The sequence below is a fragment of the Olleya sp. Ti.3.14 genome (assembly GCF_038154885.1).
Lineage (GTDB): Bacteria > Bacteroidota > Bacteroidia > Flavobacteriales > Flavobacteriaceae > Olleya.
The window spans coordinates 46,278-64,409 of the sequence record NZ_JBAKAO010000005.1 but is presented as its reverse complement, the minus strand read 5'-3'; the positions used below and the strand labels follow the sequence as shown (position 1 = coordinate 64,409).

The 18,132-nt window shown below is 32.0% G+C and carries 15 protein-coding genes and 1 tRNA gene; 10 read left to right on the top strand and 6 right to left on the bottom strand.

Annotated elements, in window-relative coordinates; translation table 11 throughout:
• The first annotated feature begins 82 nt into the window (after positions 1-82).
• Positions 83-164, top strand: a tRNA-Tyr gene (locus V6251_RS08675).
• A gap of 175 nt (positions 165-339) precedes the next feature.
• Here the strand turns inward: V6251_RS08675 and V6251_RS08670 are convergent.
• The 5 genes from V6251_RS08670 to pepT form a co-directional block, all read right to left on the bottom strand.
• Entirely contained in the window at positions 340-717 is a 378-nt protein-coding gene (locus V6251_RS08670) for a hypothetical protein (RefSeq protein ID WP_341587895.1), read from the bottom strand.
• A 122-nt stretch (positions 718-839) separates the two neighbouring features.
• Positions 840-1,199, bottom strand: coding sequence for an SET domain-containing protein (locus V6251_RS08665; RefSeq protein ID WP_341588010.1), 360 nt, complete (start codon positions 1,197-1,199; stop codon positions 840-842).
• Between the two features lie 212 nt (positions 1,200-1,411).
• On the bottom strand, positions 1,412-2,632 hold the full coding sequence (locus V6251_RS08660) for an autotransporter outer membrane beta-barrel domain-containing protein (protein ID WP_341587894.1): 1,221 nt from the start codon (positions 2,630-2,632) through the stop codon (positions 1,412-1,414).
• A gap of 170 nt (positions 2,633-2,802) precedes the next feature.
• Positions 2,803-3,882: an SMP-30/gluconolactonase/LRE family protein gene (locus V6251_RS08655; RefSeq protein WP_341587893.1), complete on the bottom strand. Its 1,080-nt coding sequence runs from the start codon at positions 3,880-3,882 to the stop codon at positions 2,803-2,805.
• Positions 3,883-3,893: 11 nt separating this feature from the next.
• Positions 3,894-5,135 (bottom strand): peptidase T, encoded by a 1,242-nt coding sequence (pepT, locus tag V6251_RS08650; RefSeq protein WP_341587892.1) that lies wholly within the window; start codon positions 5,133-5,135, stop codon positions 3,894-3,896.
• A 107-nt stretch (positions 5,136-5,242) separates the two neighbouring features.
• Here pepT and V6251_RS08645 point away from each other — a divergent pair, with 107 nt between their 5' ends.
• From V6251_RS08645 to V6251_RS08605, 9 genes are all read left to right on the top strand, one after another.
• Positions 5,243-6,277, top strand: coding sequence for a quinone-dependent dihydroorotate dehydrogenase (locus V6251_RS08645; RefSeq protein ID WP_341587891.1), 1,035 nt, complete (start codon positions 5,243-5,245; stop codon positions 6,275-6,277).
• On the top strand, positions 6,278-6,904 hold the full coding sequence (locus tag V6251_RS08640; RefSeq protein ID WP_341587890.1) for a LysE family translocator: 627 nt from the start codon (positions 6,278-6,280) through the stop codon (positions 6,902-6,904).
• A 29-nt stretch (positions 6,905-6,933) separates the two neighbouring features.
• Complete coding sequence (locus V6251_RS08635) at positions 6,934-7,797, top strand: hydroxymethylglutaryl-CoA lyase (RefSeq protein WP_145000099.1); 864 nt, start codon at positions 6,934-6,936, stop codon at positions 7,795-7,797.
• Positions 7,798-8,013: 216 nt separating this feature from the next.
• On the top strand, positions 8,014-9,222 hold the full coding sequence (locus V6251_RS08630) for a DUF4856 domain-containing protein (protein ID WP_341587889.1): 1,209 nt from the start codon (positions 8,014-8,016) through the stop codon (positions 9,220-9,222).
• 85 nt (positions 9,223-9,307) lie between these two features.
• Positions 9,308-10,405 (top strand): imelysin family protein, encoded by a 1,098-nt coding sequence (locus V6251_RS08625; protein WP_341587888.1) that lies wholly within the window; start codon positions 9,308-9,310, stop codon positions 10,403-10,405.
• A gap of 59 nt (positions 10,406-10,464) precedes the next feature.
• Positions 10,465-11,829 carry an HTTM domain-containing protein gene (locus tag V6251_RS08620; RefSeq protein WP_341587887.1) on the top strand — a complete coding sequence of 455 codons (1,365 nt, stop codon included), beginning with the start codon at positions 10,465-10,467 and terminating at the stop codon, positions 11,827-11,829.
• Positions 11,810-14,236, top strand: coding sequence for a TonB-dependent receptor domain-containing protein (locus tag V6251_RS08615; protein WP_341587886.1), 2,427 nt, complete (start codon positions 11,810-11,812; stop codon positions 14,234-14,236). Before V6251_RS08620 ends, V6251_RS08615 begins: the two co-directional genes overlap by 20 nt.
• Positions 14,237-14,309: 73 nt before the next feature.
• Positions 14,310-15,779, top strand: coding sequence for an IMP dehydrogenase (guaB, locus tag V6251_RS08610; RefSeq protein ID WP_341587885.1), 1,470 nt, complete (start codon positions 14,310-14,312; stop codon positions 15,777-15,779).
• 199 nt (positions 15,780-15,978) lie between these two features.
• A complete protein-coding gene (locus V6251_RS08605; protein ID WP_341587884.1) occupies positions 15,979-17,502 on the top strand; it encodes a GH3 family domain-containing protein in 1,524 nt (507 codons plus the stop codon).
• Here the strand turns inward: V6251_RS08605 and V6251_RS08600 are convergent.
• A complete protein-coding gene (locus V6251_RS08600; protein ID WP_341587883.1) occupies positions 17,499-18,074 on the bottom strand; it encodes a hypothetical protein in 576 nt (191 codons plus the stop codon). The two genes, V6251_RS08605 and V6251_RS08600, sit on opposite strands and share 4 nt — an antisense overlap.
• Positions 18,075-18,132 lie beyond the last annotated feature (58 nt).

Sequence of the window (18,132 nt, the reverse complement as noted above, 5' to 3'; positions counted from 1 at the left end):
AATACCGAAAAAAATGACATCAAAAAACAGTACTTTTTTGTTTGTTTAATAGTAAAACTTAAATATATTTGCAATCAGTTTTGGGGAGATACTCAAGCGGCCAACGAGGGCAGACTGTAAATCTGCTGACTACGTCTTCGCAGGTTCGAATCCTGCTCTCCCCACATTAAAAAAAAACCTTCTTAAATTTAAGAAGGTTTTTTTATGCGTTATAAATTTATTTATTCTAAGATATGTCTGAATATAATTTCAAAATAATAAAAGCCTTTAACAGATATACTGATAAAGGCTTTTATTTATATAAATAAGTCTATTAAACTTATAATTGCTTTTTATAAATTAAAAATCTACTAAAGCTTTTTTGTAATATTTTAAATCTGAAATGTTAGACGCATTGTCAAGATTTCTAATTAATGAAATCACATACTTTAAACTCTCTATTGGATTTAATTCTGTTTCTATAAAATATTCTGTATCAGCTTCTAATGCTTCATCCTCTATTGGTGTATCCTCTGGTATTGGAATAAGAAAAGAGTCGTTATTTTCGATATGCTCGTAAGTGTAACGAAGTACTTTTACAGCTAAAGGGTTTTCTACCTCAATAGTATAAGTTCTTAAAGTTTTAATATCGTCTATTAATGTATCTGTATTAATACCTGTAGCGTCTAAGTTTTTTAGAATACGGTCTATTACTGTAATGGCTTGTTTATTTTCCAAAGGGTAAGATTAAAATAGGGTTAGTTGCTTTTTGTTGCAAATTTAATTTTTTCTTTGCTTACAAAAAATCTATTATAGATGTTTATTTTAAAATTATTAATAAATCTTTGATGGGTTTTAGTTTACAGATGTTTTTTCCAATAACGTTTACCGTAACCACAAAACACTTCTTCACCTGACCTAATTTTTTTTGTTGCAATAATGCACACGTTATCATTATCGTCTAAGCCTATTTTTGCATTGTTTTTATATGGACTATCATCTGTTGTTCCTTTAGTATCATTGGCATATTTAGCAAAACAGTTAGTATGCATGCTGTCCATGATACGACCATCTAGTAAATTAATAAAATAACGATCTTGTTTTTGTTGTGCTCTATATTTTGCTTCTGTAGCATCAATTATTTCGCCTTTAAAAAGAGCAATAATTTCATGCTTGTAAATATCTATTGCTGTAAATAATCCATGACCTGCTTTAGGTATCTGAGAGGTTTTGACGTATAAATAGTCTGCTTCTGAAGCTTCAATAGTATTATTTTGTGTAATTGATGTTTTGATAAGTAAGTATTGTTAATTTAAATTGTTTTGGATAAAAACAACTTATAAATTAATAGTCATTAAAAATAAGGCTTTGGAAAAACCTAAGCTATAAAAATATAGCTTAGGTTTATATTGTTTTATCACTGTATTACTATTTAGAATAGGGTATACCCAAATATTACAGCTAGTGATTTATAATCAGAAGTCCACGAAAGGTCATTACCAAAAAACTGTCTGTTAGTTTGGTATCTTATTTCTAAACTATATTTGTCATTATGTTTGTAGCCTAATCCAAAAGCTGCATTTGGTCTAGTTTCAATTTCTAAAGGTGATAATTTAGAGCCATCTTTTCTTTCAAATTCTATTATGGAATTTGTTCCTAAATCAATAACGTAAGAGGCGTTCAAAAATATCTTAGAATCATTATTTAAAAAGAAATAATGTCTTAACCCTAATGGAATTTCAATAGAGCTATATTTAATTGATGTAATTAAAATGCCTCCAGAAACTTCTCTTACATTTGAGGTTTTTTCTACATTAAAATTTTGGTATGTTGGCTCAACTATTACAGCCCATTTGTTTTTGTTGTAAGGAAGTATAAATTCTGCTTCTAATCCAATCGCAAAACCTGTTTTACTACCAAAGTCAGTGTCTTTATTGTCAGTATTGTCGTGTTGAAAAGCAAGAGATGTATTTCTTAATTGAGGTCTAATATTTAAATTAAACATGTCCTTTTCACTTTGATCAAAGACTTTATACTCTAAGTTGTTGCAAGTGTTATATTTTACAAAAAAGTTAACTAACGATTGTTTTTTGTATTTTAAATTTTCAATGTCATTTAATTCAAATGATGGACATTTTAAATCATTCCATAACTGTTGTCTAAACCTATTGTTAGTGTTAACTTTATTGTAATCAGATTTATAAGATTTATAAATTAACTGTTCAATATCGCTGTCATTTTTACTATAAAAATATCGTGATAGATTGTTATCTACATATTGATATAATATGTATTCACCTTCAACTAATACTTTTAAAAAAAGTTCTTCCTCTTTAAAACTAGGTCTTTTATTATTGCTTAATTTTTCTAGTTTACTACTAGATCTATCAATACCTACTTTTGCTCTAATGTATTTTATATCGTCATTAATACTAAACTCCTTAACTGTTGTTATTGAAGCTGTTTGATAATCACTATTTTCTGATAATCTATATTCAAATTCAGTTGGATTATTTTTCCAGTCAATATTTTTAATTTGGCAATTAATTTTTTGATTAGCATTATTAATGTAGTAGCCATTATTAAAAGTGATTTGTGAATAGCTACTTAGGCTTAAAATAATGGTCAAAAAAAGTAGTAAATGTTTTTTCATTGGTTTGGTTGTTAATTTTAATTATTTGATTTAAAGCGAATTGATTTTGATGATATTTTATTTTTAATTTAAACTAAAATATATTAAATTATTAGAACACCAAAGGGTTACAAAACAAAAAGCCAAAACATTTGTTTTGGCTTTTTATTACTATAATAAGTGTTTTTTTTCTACTCCTCTAAAGCTATTTTATTTACTTGAAACGTCATGGTAGGTATTGGTCCTGTGATTTCGTTTATCCTGGAATTAGTGTAATATAACTCATTATTAAAAATACTAAAAGTATCTGCCCAACGGACTAAATCGCCTTCAACTACTGTTGTTGTTTGACCATCTGGAGTTCTTTTTATAATAGCATTATTTTCTAAATCTGCGTAATATAAATTGGCATATTTGTCAAATATCATTCCGTCAGGAGCAGCTGTTTTAGCGATAGTTTCTACACCAGCTTCAATCTCTTTATCAGTTCCATTAATCAACAAGGTTGTTGGTATAGCATATAAAGTATAACCAGTTAAAGCATGATAGTAAAGTTTGTTGTCTAAAGGATTTAACGCTATACCATCAGAGTGAACGGTATTTTTCCACTGTGTACCATTAATAGTTAGATGGTCTGTCTCAGAGGTTGTAGAGCTGTGGTCTGTTAATACACGTTTAAAAAGTCCGCTTTCTAAATTTAAAATTAATAAACCTGCATGTCCAGAATCTGTAAAATAAGCCATGTTATTTTCTCTATCAATACGAACATCATTTATGTAAGAGTCTTTAAAAAATACAGTATCAGTAAAGGTGTAGACCTTTTGCAAACTGTTATTGTCTAAATTAAAAACAAATAGCTTTGTGTTTGATAACACACCTTTAAAAAATGGATTTCTAGTATCTACTACAAATAATTGATTTTTAGAAGCTACAACAGATTGCACAGCTACAAAAACCGAATCTGTTATTTTAGCATCAGTGGTCCAACTGTTCCATTTTTGATTTGGATAAGCGATCGATTGTTGACCTATTACTTCTGTAACAGCATGTTTAACTGTAGGTCTCCATCGTGGGAAGTTAACAAAAATACGACCAGAATCGCTTACTGTAACACCTGTAACTTGTTGACCTGTAAACTCCGCTACTTTAGTAACTTTAATGCTATCTTGCTTCACAGTTTTATTTACGGTATCTAATGTTGTTTTAGTTTTATCTGTTTTACAGGCAATAAGACTAAACGTAATAAAGGATAAAAGAAATAACTTTTTCATAGTTGTTTATTTTATTTGTTTTGTTCTGCAGTAATTTCGGCAATTTTACAAATCACTTCCGTTGCTTTAATCATACTTTCCACAGGAACATACTCATAACGACCATGAAAATTATGTCCTCCAGCAAAGATGTTTGGACAAGGTAAGCCCATATAACTTAATTGCGATCCATCTGTACCACCACGTATTGCTTTGATAAGCGGTTTGATATTTAATTGCTTCATAGCTTCTTCTGCAATATCAACAATATGCATTACAGGTTCTACTTTTTCTTTCATATTAAAGTATTGATCCTTAATCTCAATAGTCACAACTTCTCTTTCATATTGCTCATTAAGCTCATCGGTTAGTTTTTGCATCATTTCTTTTCTAGCTTCAAAATGACCTAAATCGTGATCTCTAATTATGTATTCTAAAACAGTTTCTTCAACTTCTCCAGAGATAGAGTACAGGTGGAAAAATCCTTGGTAACCTTCAGTATGTTCCGGTGTTTCTAATCTTGGTAACGAGTTGATAAACTCTGTAGCGATGTACATGGAGTTGACCATTTTTCCTTTAGCATAACCAGGGTGTACAATTTTTCCTTTTACTTTTACAACCGCTCCTGCAGCATTAAAGTTTTCGTATTCTAATTCTCCAATTTGGCTACCATCCATTGTGTAAGCCCAATCTGCACCAAATTTTTCAACATCAAATTTATGTGCACCACGACCAATTTCTTCGTCAGGTGTAAAACCAACTCTAATTTTTCCGTGTTTGATTTGTGGATTAGCCACAAGATATTCCATTGCCGAAATAATCTCTGTAATTCCAGCCTTGTCATCTGCACCTAAAAGTGTTGTTCCGTCTGTAGTAATTAATGTTTGACCTTTGTATAATAGTAAGTCTTCAAAATAATCAGGAGATAATACAATGTTTTCTGCTGCATTTAAAACAATATCTTTTCCATCGTATTTATCAATAATTTGAGGCTTTACATTAGCACCTGTAAAATCTGGAGTTGTATCAAAATGAGAGATAAATCCAATAGTTGGCACATCATGATCCACATTACTAGGTAAAGTTGCCATGATATAAGCGTGCTTATCTATAGTGACCTCTTCTAGACCAATAGCTTTTAGCTCGTCTACTAATGCATTTGCTAAATCCCATTGTTTAGCAGTACTAGGTGTTGTGTCGCTTGCTGGATCAGACTCAGTATCTACAGTTACGTAACCTACAAATCTTTTAATTATATCTTCTTTTGAAATCATTTTTCTTTAACTTTTAATTCAGGGTATAAAGTTACAATTATTAAGTTTTTTAGCTTTTGAATTGCTCATTTTTTTAATTAGAATTACTTTTGTGCAAACCTATTAAGATGTACAAATCCCTTCTAAGACCTTTATTTTTTAGTTTCGATCCTGAAAAAATTCATCATTTCACATTTTCATTAGTAAAAGTAACGTCTAAGATTCCAGGTATGGCGTCATTGTACAGACGTTTGTATACTATTGAAGATTCTAAATTAGAACGAAAACTTTTCGGTTTAACCTTTAAAAACCCAGTAGGATTAGCAGCAGGTTTTGATAAAAATGCGGTTTTGTATAACGAATTGGCAAATTTTGGTTTTGGGTTTATTGAAATTGGTACTGTGACTCCAAAAGGCCAAGAGGGTAATCCTAAAAAACGTCTCTTTAGATTAAAAGACGACCAAGGGATTATAAACAGAATGGGCTTTAATAACGAAGGTTTAGAGCAAGCTATCGTTCAGCTTAAAAAAAATAAAGGCAAACTTATTATTGGTGGTAATATTGGAAAAAACACACAAACTAAGCCTGAGGATTATACCAAGGATTATTTAGAGTGTTTTAATGGTTTACATCCATATGTAGATTATTTTGTACTTAATGTAAGTTGTCCAAATGTGGGCAGTCATGCTAAGTTAAATGATAAAGATTATTTATTAGAATTAATTAGTAATGTACAAAAGGCTAACAAAACTTTTGATAAACAGAAGCCCATCTTACTTAAAATTGCACCAGATTTAAATACTATTCAATTAGATGAAATTATAGAGCTAATTGCCGAAACTAATTTAGATGGTGTAATTGCAAGTAATACGTCTGTGGATCGCACTAATTTAAAAGCTTCCGCAGAAAGGCTAGCCGAAATAGGTAATGGTGGTGTTAGCGGACAACCAGTTAAAGATAAATCTACTAAAGTGATTAAATACCTTGCAGATAAAAGCAATAAAGCCTTCCCAATTATTGGCGTAGGAGGTATCCATTCTGGACAAGATGCTTTAGATAAGATTCAAGCAGGAGCGGACTTAGTCCAAATTTATACAGGTTTTATTTATGAAGGACCAAGTCTTATTAAAAAAATTAATAAAGCTATTTTAAACAAAGGGTAAATGAATTACGAAATACTTTTCGGATTTATTTTAGCCACAACAGCATTAGCTTTATCACCTGGACCTGATAATATTTACGTTTTAATGCAAAGCATTACTAATGGACGTAAATATGGTATAGCGACCGTTTGCGGTTTAATTTCTGGTTGTTTAGTGCATACTACTTTAGTTGCTTTTGGAGTGTCTGCTATTATAAAAGAAAGTGATACGTTGTTTTTTATAATCAAGAGCTTAGGTGCAATATACCTACTATACTTGGCTTTTAAAGTTTTTAAAAGTGATGCAACTGTGAGCTTAAGTAATGATGCTGCTCCAAAAAAAAGCTTGATGCAGTTGTTTAAACAAGGTGTGATCATGAATGTGCTAAATCCTAAAGTATCTATTTTCTTTTTGGCATTTTTTCCAGCGTATTTATATAGTGATACTATTAATACTGTTACGCAATTTTATGTGTTAGGTTTATTATTTATGGCTACGTCTTTTATAGTTTTTGCATTAATCGCAATTTTAGCAGGATTTATTTCGGATTATTTAAAACAAAGTAAAAATATTGGGTTGGTTTTAAAGTGGTTACAGATTGTTGTGTTTATTGGTATAGCTGTTTTTATATTCCTTTCAGAAAATTAAACTATTTTTATAGAAGAATTATATACAACATGTCAAATCAAGTAAAAGTTATAGAATGTCCAAGAGATGCCATGCAAGGCATTAAACAGTTTATACCTACAGATCAAAAAGTGCAATACATACAATCGTTGCTTCGTGTTGGTTTTGATACAATTGATTTTGGTAGCTTTGTATCTCCAAAAGCAATTCCGCAAATGGTGGATACTGCAGAGGTATTATCTAAACTAGATTTAAGTACTACTAGTAGTAAATTGTTATCTATTATAGCAAACTCTAGAGGTGCAGCAGACGCTTGTAAACACCCAGAAATAGACTATTTAGGTTATCCGTTTTCTATCTCAGAAAATTTTCAAATGCGTAACACGCATAAGACTATAGCGCAATCAATCGTATTACTTCAGGATATTTTAAATCAAGCAGATGCAGCTAATAAACAAGTTGTAGTTTATATATCCATGGGATTTGGTAATCCTTATGGAGATCCATGGAATGTGGAAATAGTAGGAGAGTGGACTGAGCGTTTAAGTAAAATGGGAGTAAAAATTTTATCATTAAGTGATACTGTCGGAACCTCAAATCCAGAAAATATAGAGTACCTCTTCTCTAATTTAATTCCGCATTATAAGGATATCGAGTTTGGTGCACATTTACACACCACACCAGATTCTTGGTTTGAAAAAATTGACGCTGCTTACAAAGCAGGCTGTAAACGTTTTGATGGTGCCATCCAAGGTTTTGGTGGTTGTCCTATGGCTAAAGACGATTTAACTGGTAATATGCCAACCGAAAAAGTGTTATCCTATTTAACTTCAAAAAAGGTCAATAATTTAAATGCGATGTCTTTTGAAAGTGCTTACAATGAGGCCTCTAAAATATTTAAAGCCTACCACTAACCATCCTATAACTCATTAACTTTCATTAAAAATGAAAGAACTTTAACAGCTGTAACTTTTTGATTTACATACTGTTAATAGCTTAGTGTGTTTTTAATTTAAATTTATTCTAAATAAACTTGCATGAAATGCTTTTCGTTTTTATTTTTGCAGTCAAATTGCAAATCTATTTGTAATTAGTCTAAATAACAATTAAACTTAATATAACACAAAAAAATGAAAAAAATCGCATTAGGATTAGCTGCATTTGCCACGTTAGCACTAACGTCTTGTAGCAGTGACGATGACAACAATCAAGTTTTTACTAACAATGTAACAGCTCCAGATACGTATACGTTTGAAAGAGATGGAAACTCGACAGTTAGCTTTGGTGGTCAAACAACACGTATCCAAATGGCACAAGAAATTGTTTCAGGTATGGTAGATCCTTCTAATACGGAAGCTATTCTAGATAATATGTTTGCACACGTGCAAGATGCTAACGATTTTTCAGACGCAAACTTAAACGCATCAGATAAAAGCGTAAGAAGTAAAATTGCAGCATCTACAGATTTTTATTCTGCAAACACAACAGATGCCAATAATATCAAAGCGACTTTTGATTTTTTTATTGAAGAACAAGTAAATACAGTATTCCCTAATTGGTCAACAACAGCAACAGCAGGAGTTGCTGGGCAATTACAACAAGTAGGTGGTGGAGCAATACGTTATGTAAATGACAGAGGTTTAGAGTACAATCAAGCATTTGCAAAAGGTGTAATTGGTGCATTGATGGTAGACCAAATGTTAAATAATTATTTAAGTCTATCTGTTTTAGACGAAGCTGATAACAAAGCTAATAATTCGGCTGGTGTATTAGATGGTACAAATAACTACACTACAATGGAGCACAAATGGGATGAGGCTTACGGTTACTTATATGGTAATGAAGACAATCCAGCTGTACCAGTATACGAAGCAGATAAATTTTTAAGTGAATATGTTGCTAAGGTAAATGAAGATCCTGATTTTGAAGGTATAGCATTAGATATCTATAACGCCTTTAAATTAGGTCGTGCAGCAATCGTTGCTAAAGATTATGAATTACGTGATGTACAAGCACAAGTAATTAGAGGAAAAATATCTGCAGTTATTGGTATTAGAGCCATCTATTATTTACAACAAGGTAAAGCTAATTTAGATTTAGATAAGGCATCAGCATTTCATGCATTGTCAGAAGCTTACGGATTTATCTATAGCTTACAATTTACAAGACAACCAGGTACTAATGATCCTTACTTTACTAAAGACGAGGTACAACAAATGTTAGATCAGTTAATGTTAGGAGATGGATTTTGGGATGTAACAGCGTCTTCATTAGATGCCATTTCTAATACTATAGCTGCTCAGTTTTATTTTACTGCAGGTCAGGCTAGTAGTTTATAAAATATATAATTTATTACAGCAGTCGTTTATTTAAACGACTGCTATGTTTTATTTTTGCACACTGAAAAAGAAAAAAATTTTAATTATGAAAAAATTAGTTTACATCTTTGCTATTATGTTAGTAATAGTAGCATGTTCAGAGTCTGATGACACAGGAAGCAGCACTAGTGCTACGACTGATAATTATAATAGGGTTGCTATGCAAACCAACTTAGCAGACAATATAATTATACCAAGGATTCAAAATTTAAAATCAGCTTTACAAACGTTATCTGATGTAAATAATACGTTTACAGCAACGCCAAACCAAGCTAATTTGGATAATATTAGAGCTGCTTTTGTAAGTGCATATAAAGATTGGCAATTAGTAGAGCCTTTTAATATCGGTCAAGCCGAAATATTACAATATAACTTTAAAATGAATGTCTATCCTACAACAGTAGCAGACATTGAAGCTAATATCGCCAACGGAAACTACGATTTATTAGCAGCTGCAAATAATGATGCTGTAGGTTTTCCTGCTATAGACTATATGTTACATGGTATAGCAGCAACAGATGCAGACATTTTAAATAAGTATGCAAACGCAAACTACGTAACATACTTAACAGATTTAATTGCACAAATGAATAGCTCAACACAAAACGTGTTAACAGATTGGACAACAAATTACAGAACTGTATTTATTAACAGTACAGAAAATACAGCATCAAGTGCAGTAAATAAATTTATAAACGACTATATTTTTTATTTCGAAAAAGGATTACGTGCTAATAAGTTTGGTATTCCTGCAGGTGTATTTTCTGCAACCTCACTATCAGACAAAGCAGAAGCTATTTATAATGGGACAATCTCCAGAGATTTAGCAATTATAGCTTTAGATAATGTACAAAATATCTTTAATGGTAAAGCATCTAGTACAACTCCAACTGGAGAAGGTTTTTATAAGTATTTAGTAGCATTGGACAGAACAGATTTAGCAACATTAATTAATACAAGAATTGATGATGCTAGACAAAAAATACAAAATTTAAATGCGGATTTAAAAACACAAGTTGAAGTTGATAGTGTAAAAATGACTGAAGCGTATGACGCCTTACAACTAGTAGTTATATCTTTAAAAGTAGATATGTTACAAGCTTTTAATGTAAGCGTAGATTATGTTGATGCAGATGGAGATTAATATCAAGTAACAATAATAAATAAAAGGTTGATTTAAAAGAGTCAACCTTTTTTTATATTATGGAATTAAACCTAAAAACATATCTAAACAAAACCACAGATGCAGCTCCTTTGGCTGTGTTCAGGATTGGTTTTGGATTAATGATGTGTTATGGCATGATTCGTTATTGGTTAAAAGGATGGATTGATAAGGTTTATGTACAACCTCAATTTCATTTTAAGTATTACGGTTTTGAATGGGTTAAATCCTTAGGTGAGTATACCTATTTACTATTTTTTATTTGTGGTTTGTCAGCTTTATTTGTCGCTATTGGTTATAAATACAGATTAGCCATAATTACCTTTTTTATTAGTTTTACTTATATAGAGTTAATCGAAAAAACCACCTATTTAAATCATTACTATTTTATAAGTATTCTTAGCTTTTTAATGTTGTTTTTACCAGCTAATGCTTATTTTTCATTAGATAACTATACATCAAAAATTAGCTATAAAAGTATTCCTAAATGGAGTATAGACGCTATAAAACTACTGTTAGGTATTGTTTATTTTTACGCAGGATTAGCCAAAATAAACAGCGATTGGTTATTAAAAGCCCAACCCTTAAAAATTTGGTTACGCTCTAAATACGACTTACCATTTATTGGCGAAACTATTATGCAGCAAGATTGGTTTCATTATGCTATGAGCTGGTCAGGTATGTTATATGATTTACTAATTCCGTTTTTTTTATTGTACAAACGTACACGATTTGTAGCTTTTATAATGGTCATGTTTTTCCATGTATTCACACGTGTTTTGTTTCCTATTGGAATGTTTCCGTTTGTCATGATAGTAAGTGCATTAATCTTTTTTGATGCCTCGTTTCATCATAAAGTAATACACAAAATAAAATCGCTGCTTGGCTTTATTTCCGCGAAAGCGCAACCCATAACATTTAAATCAGTCTACATAGTAAGTCATCGTAAATTAGTACTATCAATTCTGGGAATGTTTTTTGCGTTACAACTGTTACTTCCGTTTAGATATCTGTTGTATCCAAGCGAATTGTTTTGGACAGAAGAAGGTTATCGCTTCTCATGGCGAGTCATGTTAATGGAAAAAATGGGAAACACAACCTTTAAAATTAAGGACGAACAAGGGAATGCGTTTTTAGTCAATAATGCCGATTTTTTAACCCCTTTACAGGAAAAACAAATGAGTTTTCAGCCTGATTTTATTTTAGAATATGCACATTACTTAGGCGATCATTTTACCAAACAAGGTTATAAAGGTGTGCAAGTTTATGCTAAAAGTTATGTGGCTTTAAATGGACGTTTAAGCCAATTATTTATTGACGAAAGCGTAAATTTGTACCAAGAAAAAGAATCGTTTAAACATAAACACTGGATTTTACCATTTACAGATGAAATTAAAGGACTATAACCTATTACTATTATTGATGTTATCTGCTTTTAGCATGTTAGCACAACAGCAAATTTCTGGTACAATTACTAATCAAAATGGCGAAGCATTAAGCGATGTTGGCGTTTATGATACAGTTAAGGGTTTGATAACCAAGTCTGATGCTAACGGTAATTTTAATTTTGAAACCGAAAAAGCAACACTTGATTTAACCTTTTTTAATTACGAATATCAAGTTTTAGAGCAAACAGTGTCGTCAACCGAAGCTAAAAACTTAAAAATAATATTATTACCATTAAGTGAAACAACACTATCTGAGGTAGAAATTACTGTTAGAAAAGCAAAATTATTTAGCTTAAAACAATTAGCAGACGTTGAAGACACTGCTATTTACGCAGGAAAAAAGACAGAAGTGGTTTTAATAGACCAATCTATGGCTAATCTTGGTGCTAATAATGCCAGACAATTATACAGTCAAGTAGCAGGTTTAAACATTTATCAAAACGATGACGCTGGTTTACAGTTAAATATTGGTGGACGTGGTTTGGATCCAAACCGTACTGCTAATTTTAATACACGTCAAAATGGATACGATATTAGTGCAGATGTATTAGGTTATCCTGAGAGTTATTACACACCTACTGCAGAGGCATTACAAGAAATACAAATTGTTAGAGGTGCAGCCTCATTGCAATACGGAACACAATTTGGTGGTTTGGTTAATTTTAAAATGAAAACGCCAAATACTGAAAAACCATTAGAACTGATTTCAAGAAACACGGTTGGAAGTAATGGACTATACACCAACTTTACTAGCGCAAGTGGTACCAAAGGTAAGTTTAGTTATTACACGTTTTTTAACTATAAAAAAGGAGATGGATTTAGACCAAACTCTAATTTTGAATCTAAAAATTTTTACGCGCATTTAGGATATCAGTTTAATGATAATACTAAGTTGGAAGGAGAGGTAACTTATTTAAGATACTTAGCTAAACAAGGTGGAGGATTAAACGATTATCAGTTTGAAGCAGATCCATACCAAAGTAATCGTTCTAGAAACTGGTTTCAGGTGGATTGGTTGCTGTATAATTTAAAACTGTCTCATAAGTTTTCTGAAAACACAAACTTTACATTTAATGCATTTGGATTAAATGCATCTAGAGACGCTTTAGGATTTAGAACTAACCGTGTGGATCAACCTGATGCTAATACAGAAAGAGATTTAATAAAAGGAGAATTTGATAATTTTGGTTTTGAAACCAGAGTATTAACCAATTATAATCTGTTTAATAAAAAGTCCATTGGGTTACTTGGTGCTAAGTTTTATAAAGCAGAAAACACCTCTGAGCAAGGTCCTGGAAGTGATGGTTCAGATCCAAATTTTGATTTTCAGTATGATGCATTTCCAAATTACAGTAACCAATCTAATTTTACTTACCCTAATTTAAATGTTGCTGTTTTTGGAGAAAACATTGTGTATTTAAACGATAAGCTATCCATTACACCAGGTTTTAGATTTGAATATATTAACACCCAAAGTGATGGTTTTTTTAGACGTATAAATACAGATGCTGCAGGTAATGTTATTTTAAACGAAAAAATTGAAGATGACTTAACCAAAGAACGCTCATTTGTGTTGTTAGGTTTAGGTGCTAGTTATAAACCAAGTACAACGTTTGAGGTCTACGGAAATATTTCGCAAAACTACAGATCAGTAACATTTTCTGATATAAGTATTAATAATCCAGCATTTATTATTAGTCCAGATATTGACGACGAAAGTGGGTTTACTGTGGATGCAGGATTAAGAGGTAAATGGTCTAACAATATATCTTACGACGTTAGTGCTTTTAGCTTATTTTATAATGACAGAATAGGATTTGTGCAACGTGTACTTGCAGACGGAAATATTAAAAGTGAAAGAGGAAACGTTGGAGATGCCATGATGTATGGTATTGAGAGTTTAGTAGAATTTAATTTAGAAAACCTGCTGCTAAAAAACGAAGATTACATCTTTAATTACTATGTTAACTTTTCATATGTTGACTCAGAGTATACAAAATCTGAAGAGGTTGGAGTAGAAGGTAATAAGGTGGAATTTATACCAAACTATAACTTTAAAACAGGTGTTAGATTAGGTTATAAAGACTTTTTATCTAATATTCAATATACCTATTTGTCCTCTCAATTTACAGATGCGACTAATGCGACAGAGGGAAATTTAAGTGGTGTAATTGGAGAGATTCCTGCATACGATGTGTTAGATGTGTCTTTGTCGTATAAGTACAAACAATTTAAATTAGAAGCAGGTGTAAACAACCTATTGGATAATGCTTATTTTACGCGACGTGCAACAGGATATCCAGGACCAGGAATCATTCCTTCGGCTAACCGAAATTTTTATACAACCTTAGAGGTTAAATTTTAACCAACAATCCGTTAATTATAAGGTTAGATTAATTTATAAAACGTATCTTTACTCGCAATTAATTCTAATTGCAATGACAGCACACGAAAATAAAATAGTAGGAGAAGGATTAACTTACGACGACGTCCTTTTAGTACCTGCTTTTTCTGAAGTTCTTCCTCGCGAAGTCAACATTCAAACAAAATTTACACGTAACATTACTATTAACGTTCCAATAGTTTCTGCAGCTATGGATACCGTTACAGAAAGCCAAATGGCTATAGCTATGGCTAGAGAAGGTGGTATTGGTGTATTACATAAAAACATGACTATAGAGCAGCAAGCTACTAAAGTACGTAAAGTAAAACGTGCCGAAAGTGGTATGATCATAGATCCTGTAACCTTACCAATGACTGCAGTAGTTTCTGACGCTAACAATGCAATGCGAGAGCATGGTATTGGTGGTATCCCAATAGTCGATGACAATGGACTATTAAAAGGAATTGTGACGAATCGTGACCTGCGTTTTGAGCATGAAAAAAACAGACCAATTGTTGAGGTAATGACAAGCGAAAATCTAGTGACAGCTCCTGTTGGAACGTCATTAAAAGATGCCGAAAAAATATTACAACAACATAAAATTGAAAAGCTTTTAATAGTTGAAGGAAATAAGCTAGCAGGTTTAATAACCTTTAGAGACATTACTAAACTAACACAAAAGCCAATTGCAAACAAAGATACTTTTGGTCGTTTACGTGTTGCAGCTGCAATAGGTGTAACAGGAGATGCTGTAGATCGTGCAGAAGCTTTAGTTAATGCAGGAGTAGATGCAATAGTAATAGATACAGCACATGGACACACTAAAGGTGTGGTAAATGTGTTAAAAGAGATTAAGAAAAAATTCCCCGAACTAGAGGTAATAGTAGGTAACATAGCTACAGCAGAAGCTGCTAAGTATTTAGTAGAAGCTGGAGCAGATGCGGTAAAAGTTGGTATTGGACCAGGTTCTATTTGTACAACTCGTGTCGTTGCAGGTGTTGGTTTTCCTCAATTTAGTGCAGTACTAGAAGTAGCAGCTGCTATAAAAGGAAGTGGAGTACCAGTAATTGCAGATGGAGGAATTAGATATACAGGAGATATTCCTAAAGCATTAGCTGCAGGAGCAGATACAGTTATGTTAGGATCCTTACTAGCAGGAACAAAAGAAAGTCCAGGAGAAACTATTATTTACGAAGGTCGTAAGTTTAAATCGTATAGAGGTATGGGATCTGTTGAAGCTATGAAGCAAGGTAGCAAAGACCGTTACTTCCAAGATGTAGAGGACGATATTAAAAAACTAGTACCAGAAGGTATTGTTGGACGCGTACCTTATAAAGGAGAATTATATGAAAGCTTACACCAATTTATAGGTGGTCTAAGAGCAGGAATGGGTTATTGTGGTGCTATAGACGTAGCTACTTTACAAGACACAGGACGCTTTGTTAAAATTACCGCTTCAGGTATTAACGAGAGTCATCCACATGATGTTACCATTACTAAAGAATCGCCTAACTATTCTAGATAGATTTTAAAGTAAATATTTTATAAAAAAGCACAACCATTGGTTGTGCTTTTAGTTTTTTATATTAAAAATTCTCAACCAAACTAAGTGTTAATTTTACTATAACAACACTTGAGAAGTGCGCAAATCTTTCTAATTTCAAATTATAAATCTATTAATGGTATTCTTTTAGAATATATTAAAACAATCAACATCAAATAACATGGAAATTATAGGAAACATTATTAAAGGTGCCATAAATATTAAAGAGGCATTAACGCCTGAGGTTAATCCTGTAGAAGCGCAACGCAAAGTGTTACATAAATTATTGACTACTGCTAAAGACACCATGTTTGGTAAAGCCTATGACTTTGAGGCAATAAGCAATATAGAGGATCCAGAAGTAGCTTTTGCCAATAGCGTTCCTTATTTTGATTACAACCAAATCAATGACAAATGGTGGTCTAAACTACATGAAGGGTTAGAGGATGTCACTTGGCCTGGAAAACCGTCTTATTTTGCATTAAGTTCTGGTACCACAGGAAAAACTAGTAAGCGTATTCCTGTGAGTGATGATATGTTATCTGCAATTAAGCAAGCAGGAATAGACCAAGTCACAGCATTAAGTAATTTTGATTTGCCTGCCGAGTTTTTTAGCAAAGAAGCGATGATGTTGGGAAGCTCTACAGATTTAAAAGAAAAAGATGATCATTTAGAAGGAGAAATAAGTGGTATTACAGCTAGTAATATTCCATCATGGTTTAAAGGGTTTTATAAACCAGGAGAAGATATAGCTAAAATTGAAGATTGGGATAAGCGTGTTCAGACCATAGCAAAACGAGCTAAGCAATGGGATATTGGTGCTTTAAGCGGAATTCCGTCTTGGATGGAACTAATGTTAAAAACGGTTATCGACTATCATAAAGTAGACAACATTCACGAGGTTTGGCCAAACCTTCAAGTGTATACTTCTGGAGGTGTTGCTTTTGGACCTTATCAAAAAAGTTTTAATGCTTTATTAGGAAAACCAGTAACTGTGATTGACACTTATTTAGCCTCAGAAGGTTTTTTAGCATTTCAAGCTAGACCAGAGACTGATGCGATGCAATTGGTTACTGATGGTGGAATTTATTTTGAGTTTGTACCATTTAAACCAGAATATATTAATCCAGATGGATCTTTAAAAAACGAAGCACCAAGTGTGACTTTAAAAGACGTGCAATTAGATCAAGATTATGTAGTCGTTATTAGTACAGTAAGTGGTGCTTGGCGTTATTTAATTGGAGATACTATTGAGTTTACTGATGTTGAGCGTGCTGAAATCAAAATTACTGGTCGTACTAAATTCTTTTTAAACACTGTAGGATCGCAATTATCAGTAAATAAATTGGATGATGCTATTGGGCACTTAGAAGAAAAATTTAATACTACAATCCCAGAATATACTTTATGTGCTAAACGTTTTGAAGATGGTTTTTACCATAGTTGGTATTTAGGTTCTGAAGGTTTAAACCAAACAAATAGTAGTATTGTAAACGCTTTAGATGAGTTTTTAAAAAATGCTAATAAAAACTACAAAGTTGCAAGAGGTAAAGCTTTAGAAGGCGTAAAAGTAGAAGTAATTAGTCCAGAGATTTTTGCAGAATGGAGTGGTGCTAATAAGAAAAAAGGAGGTCAGGTTAAAATGGAACGTGTTATGGGAGAGGATAAGTTTAAAGATTGGGAAGCCTTTGTTGCTAAAAATTAAGACTCAGAAAGTTTTGCATCTCTTTGATTAATAATGTCCATGATTTCTTCTGGAGATAAATAATATTTTTTAATTCGTGCAATGTAAGATTGCTCTAAATTTGCTTGACTTAATATAAAGTCCTTTGTTTTTAAAATGTATTGTTCCATTCCTGATTGCACAGCGTATGTGTCAGCAGCACGCTCTGCAGTTGCAATATGATTGTCGGATAATAAATACTTTACACCAAACCAAATCAGGTTGAGGTTGCTTCGGTTTTTGTAATCCATAACATGACCTAGCTCATGACCAATCCAGCCAATTAAAACCTCTTGTGGCATATCTATTGTGTATAAAACTTCACCAGAAATTTTTACAGTTTCACTTATAAAAATATTATAAGATCGTTGTCCTTTTCTTTTTAAAAAACTACTTGCAGTTGGTTGTGCTTGCATAGTAGATTTTTTTATATTCTTTTTAAATTCAAAGTTTATTGCTGTGTTTTTTAATTCAGGATAGTATGATAAAGCAGTTTCTACTTCATTTATTATTGTTTTTGGTATTATGGCTTTAGGATATAATAGGCTTGTCATTAGTATTATTAAAATGGGTTAATTAATCTTATTTAAATAAGATAACAGATAATAATTT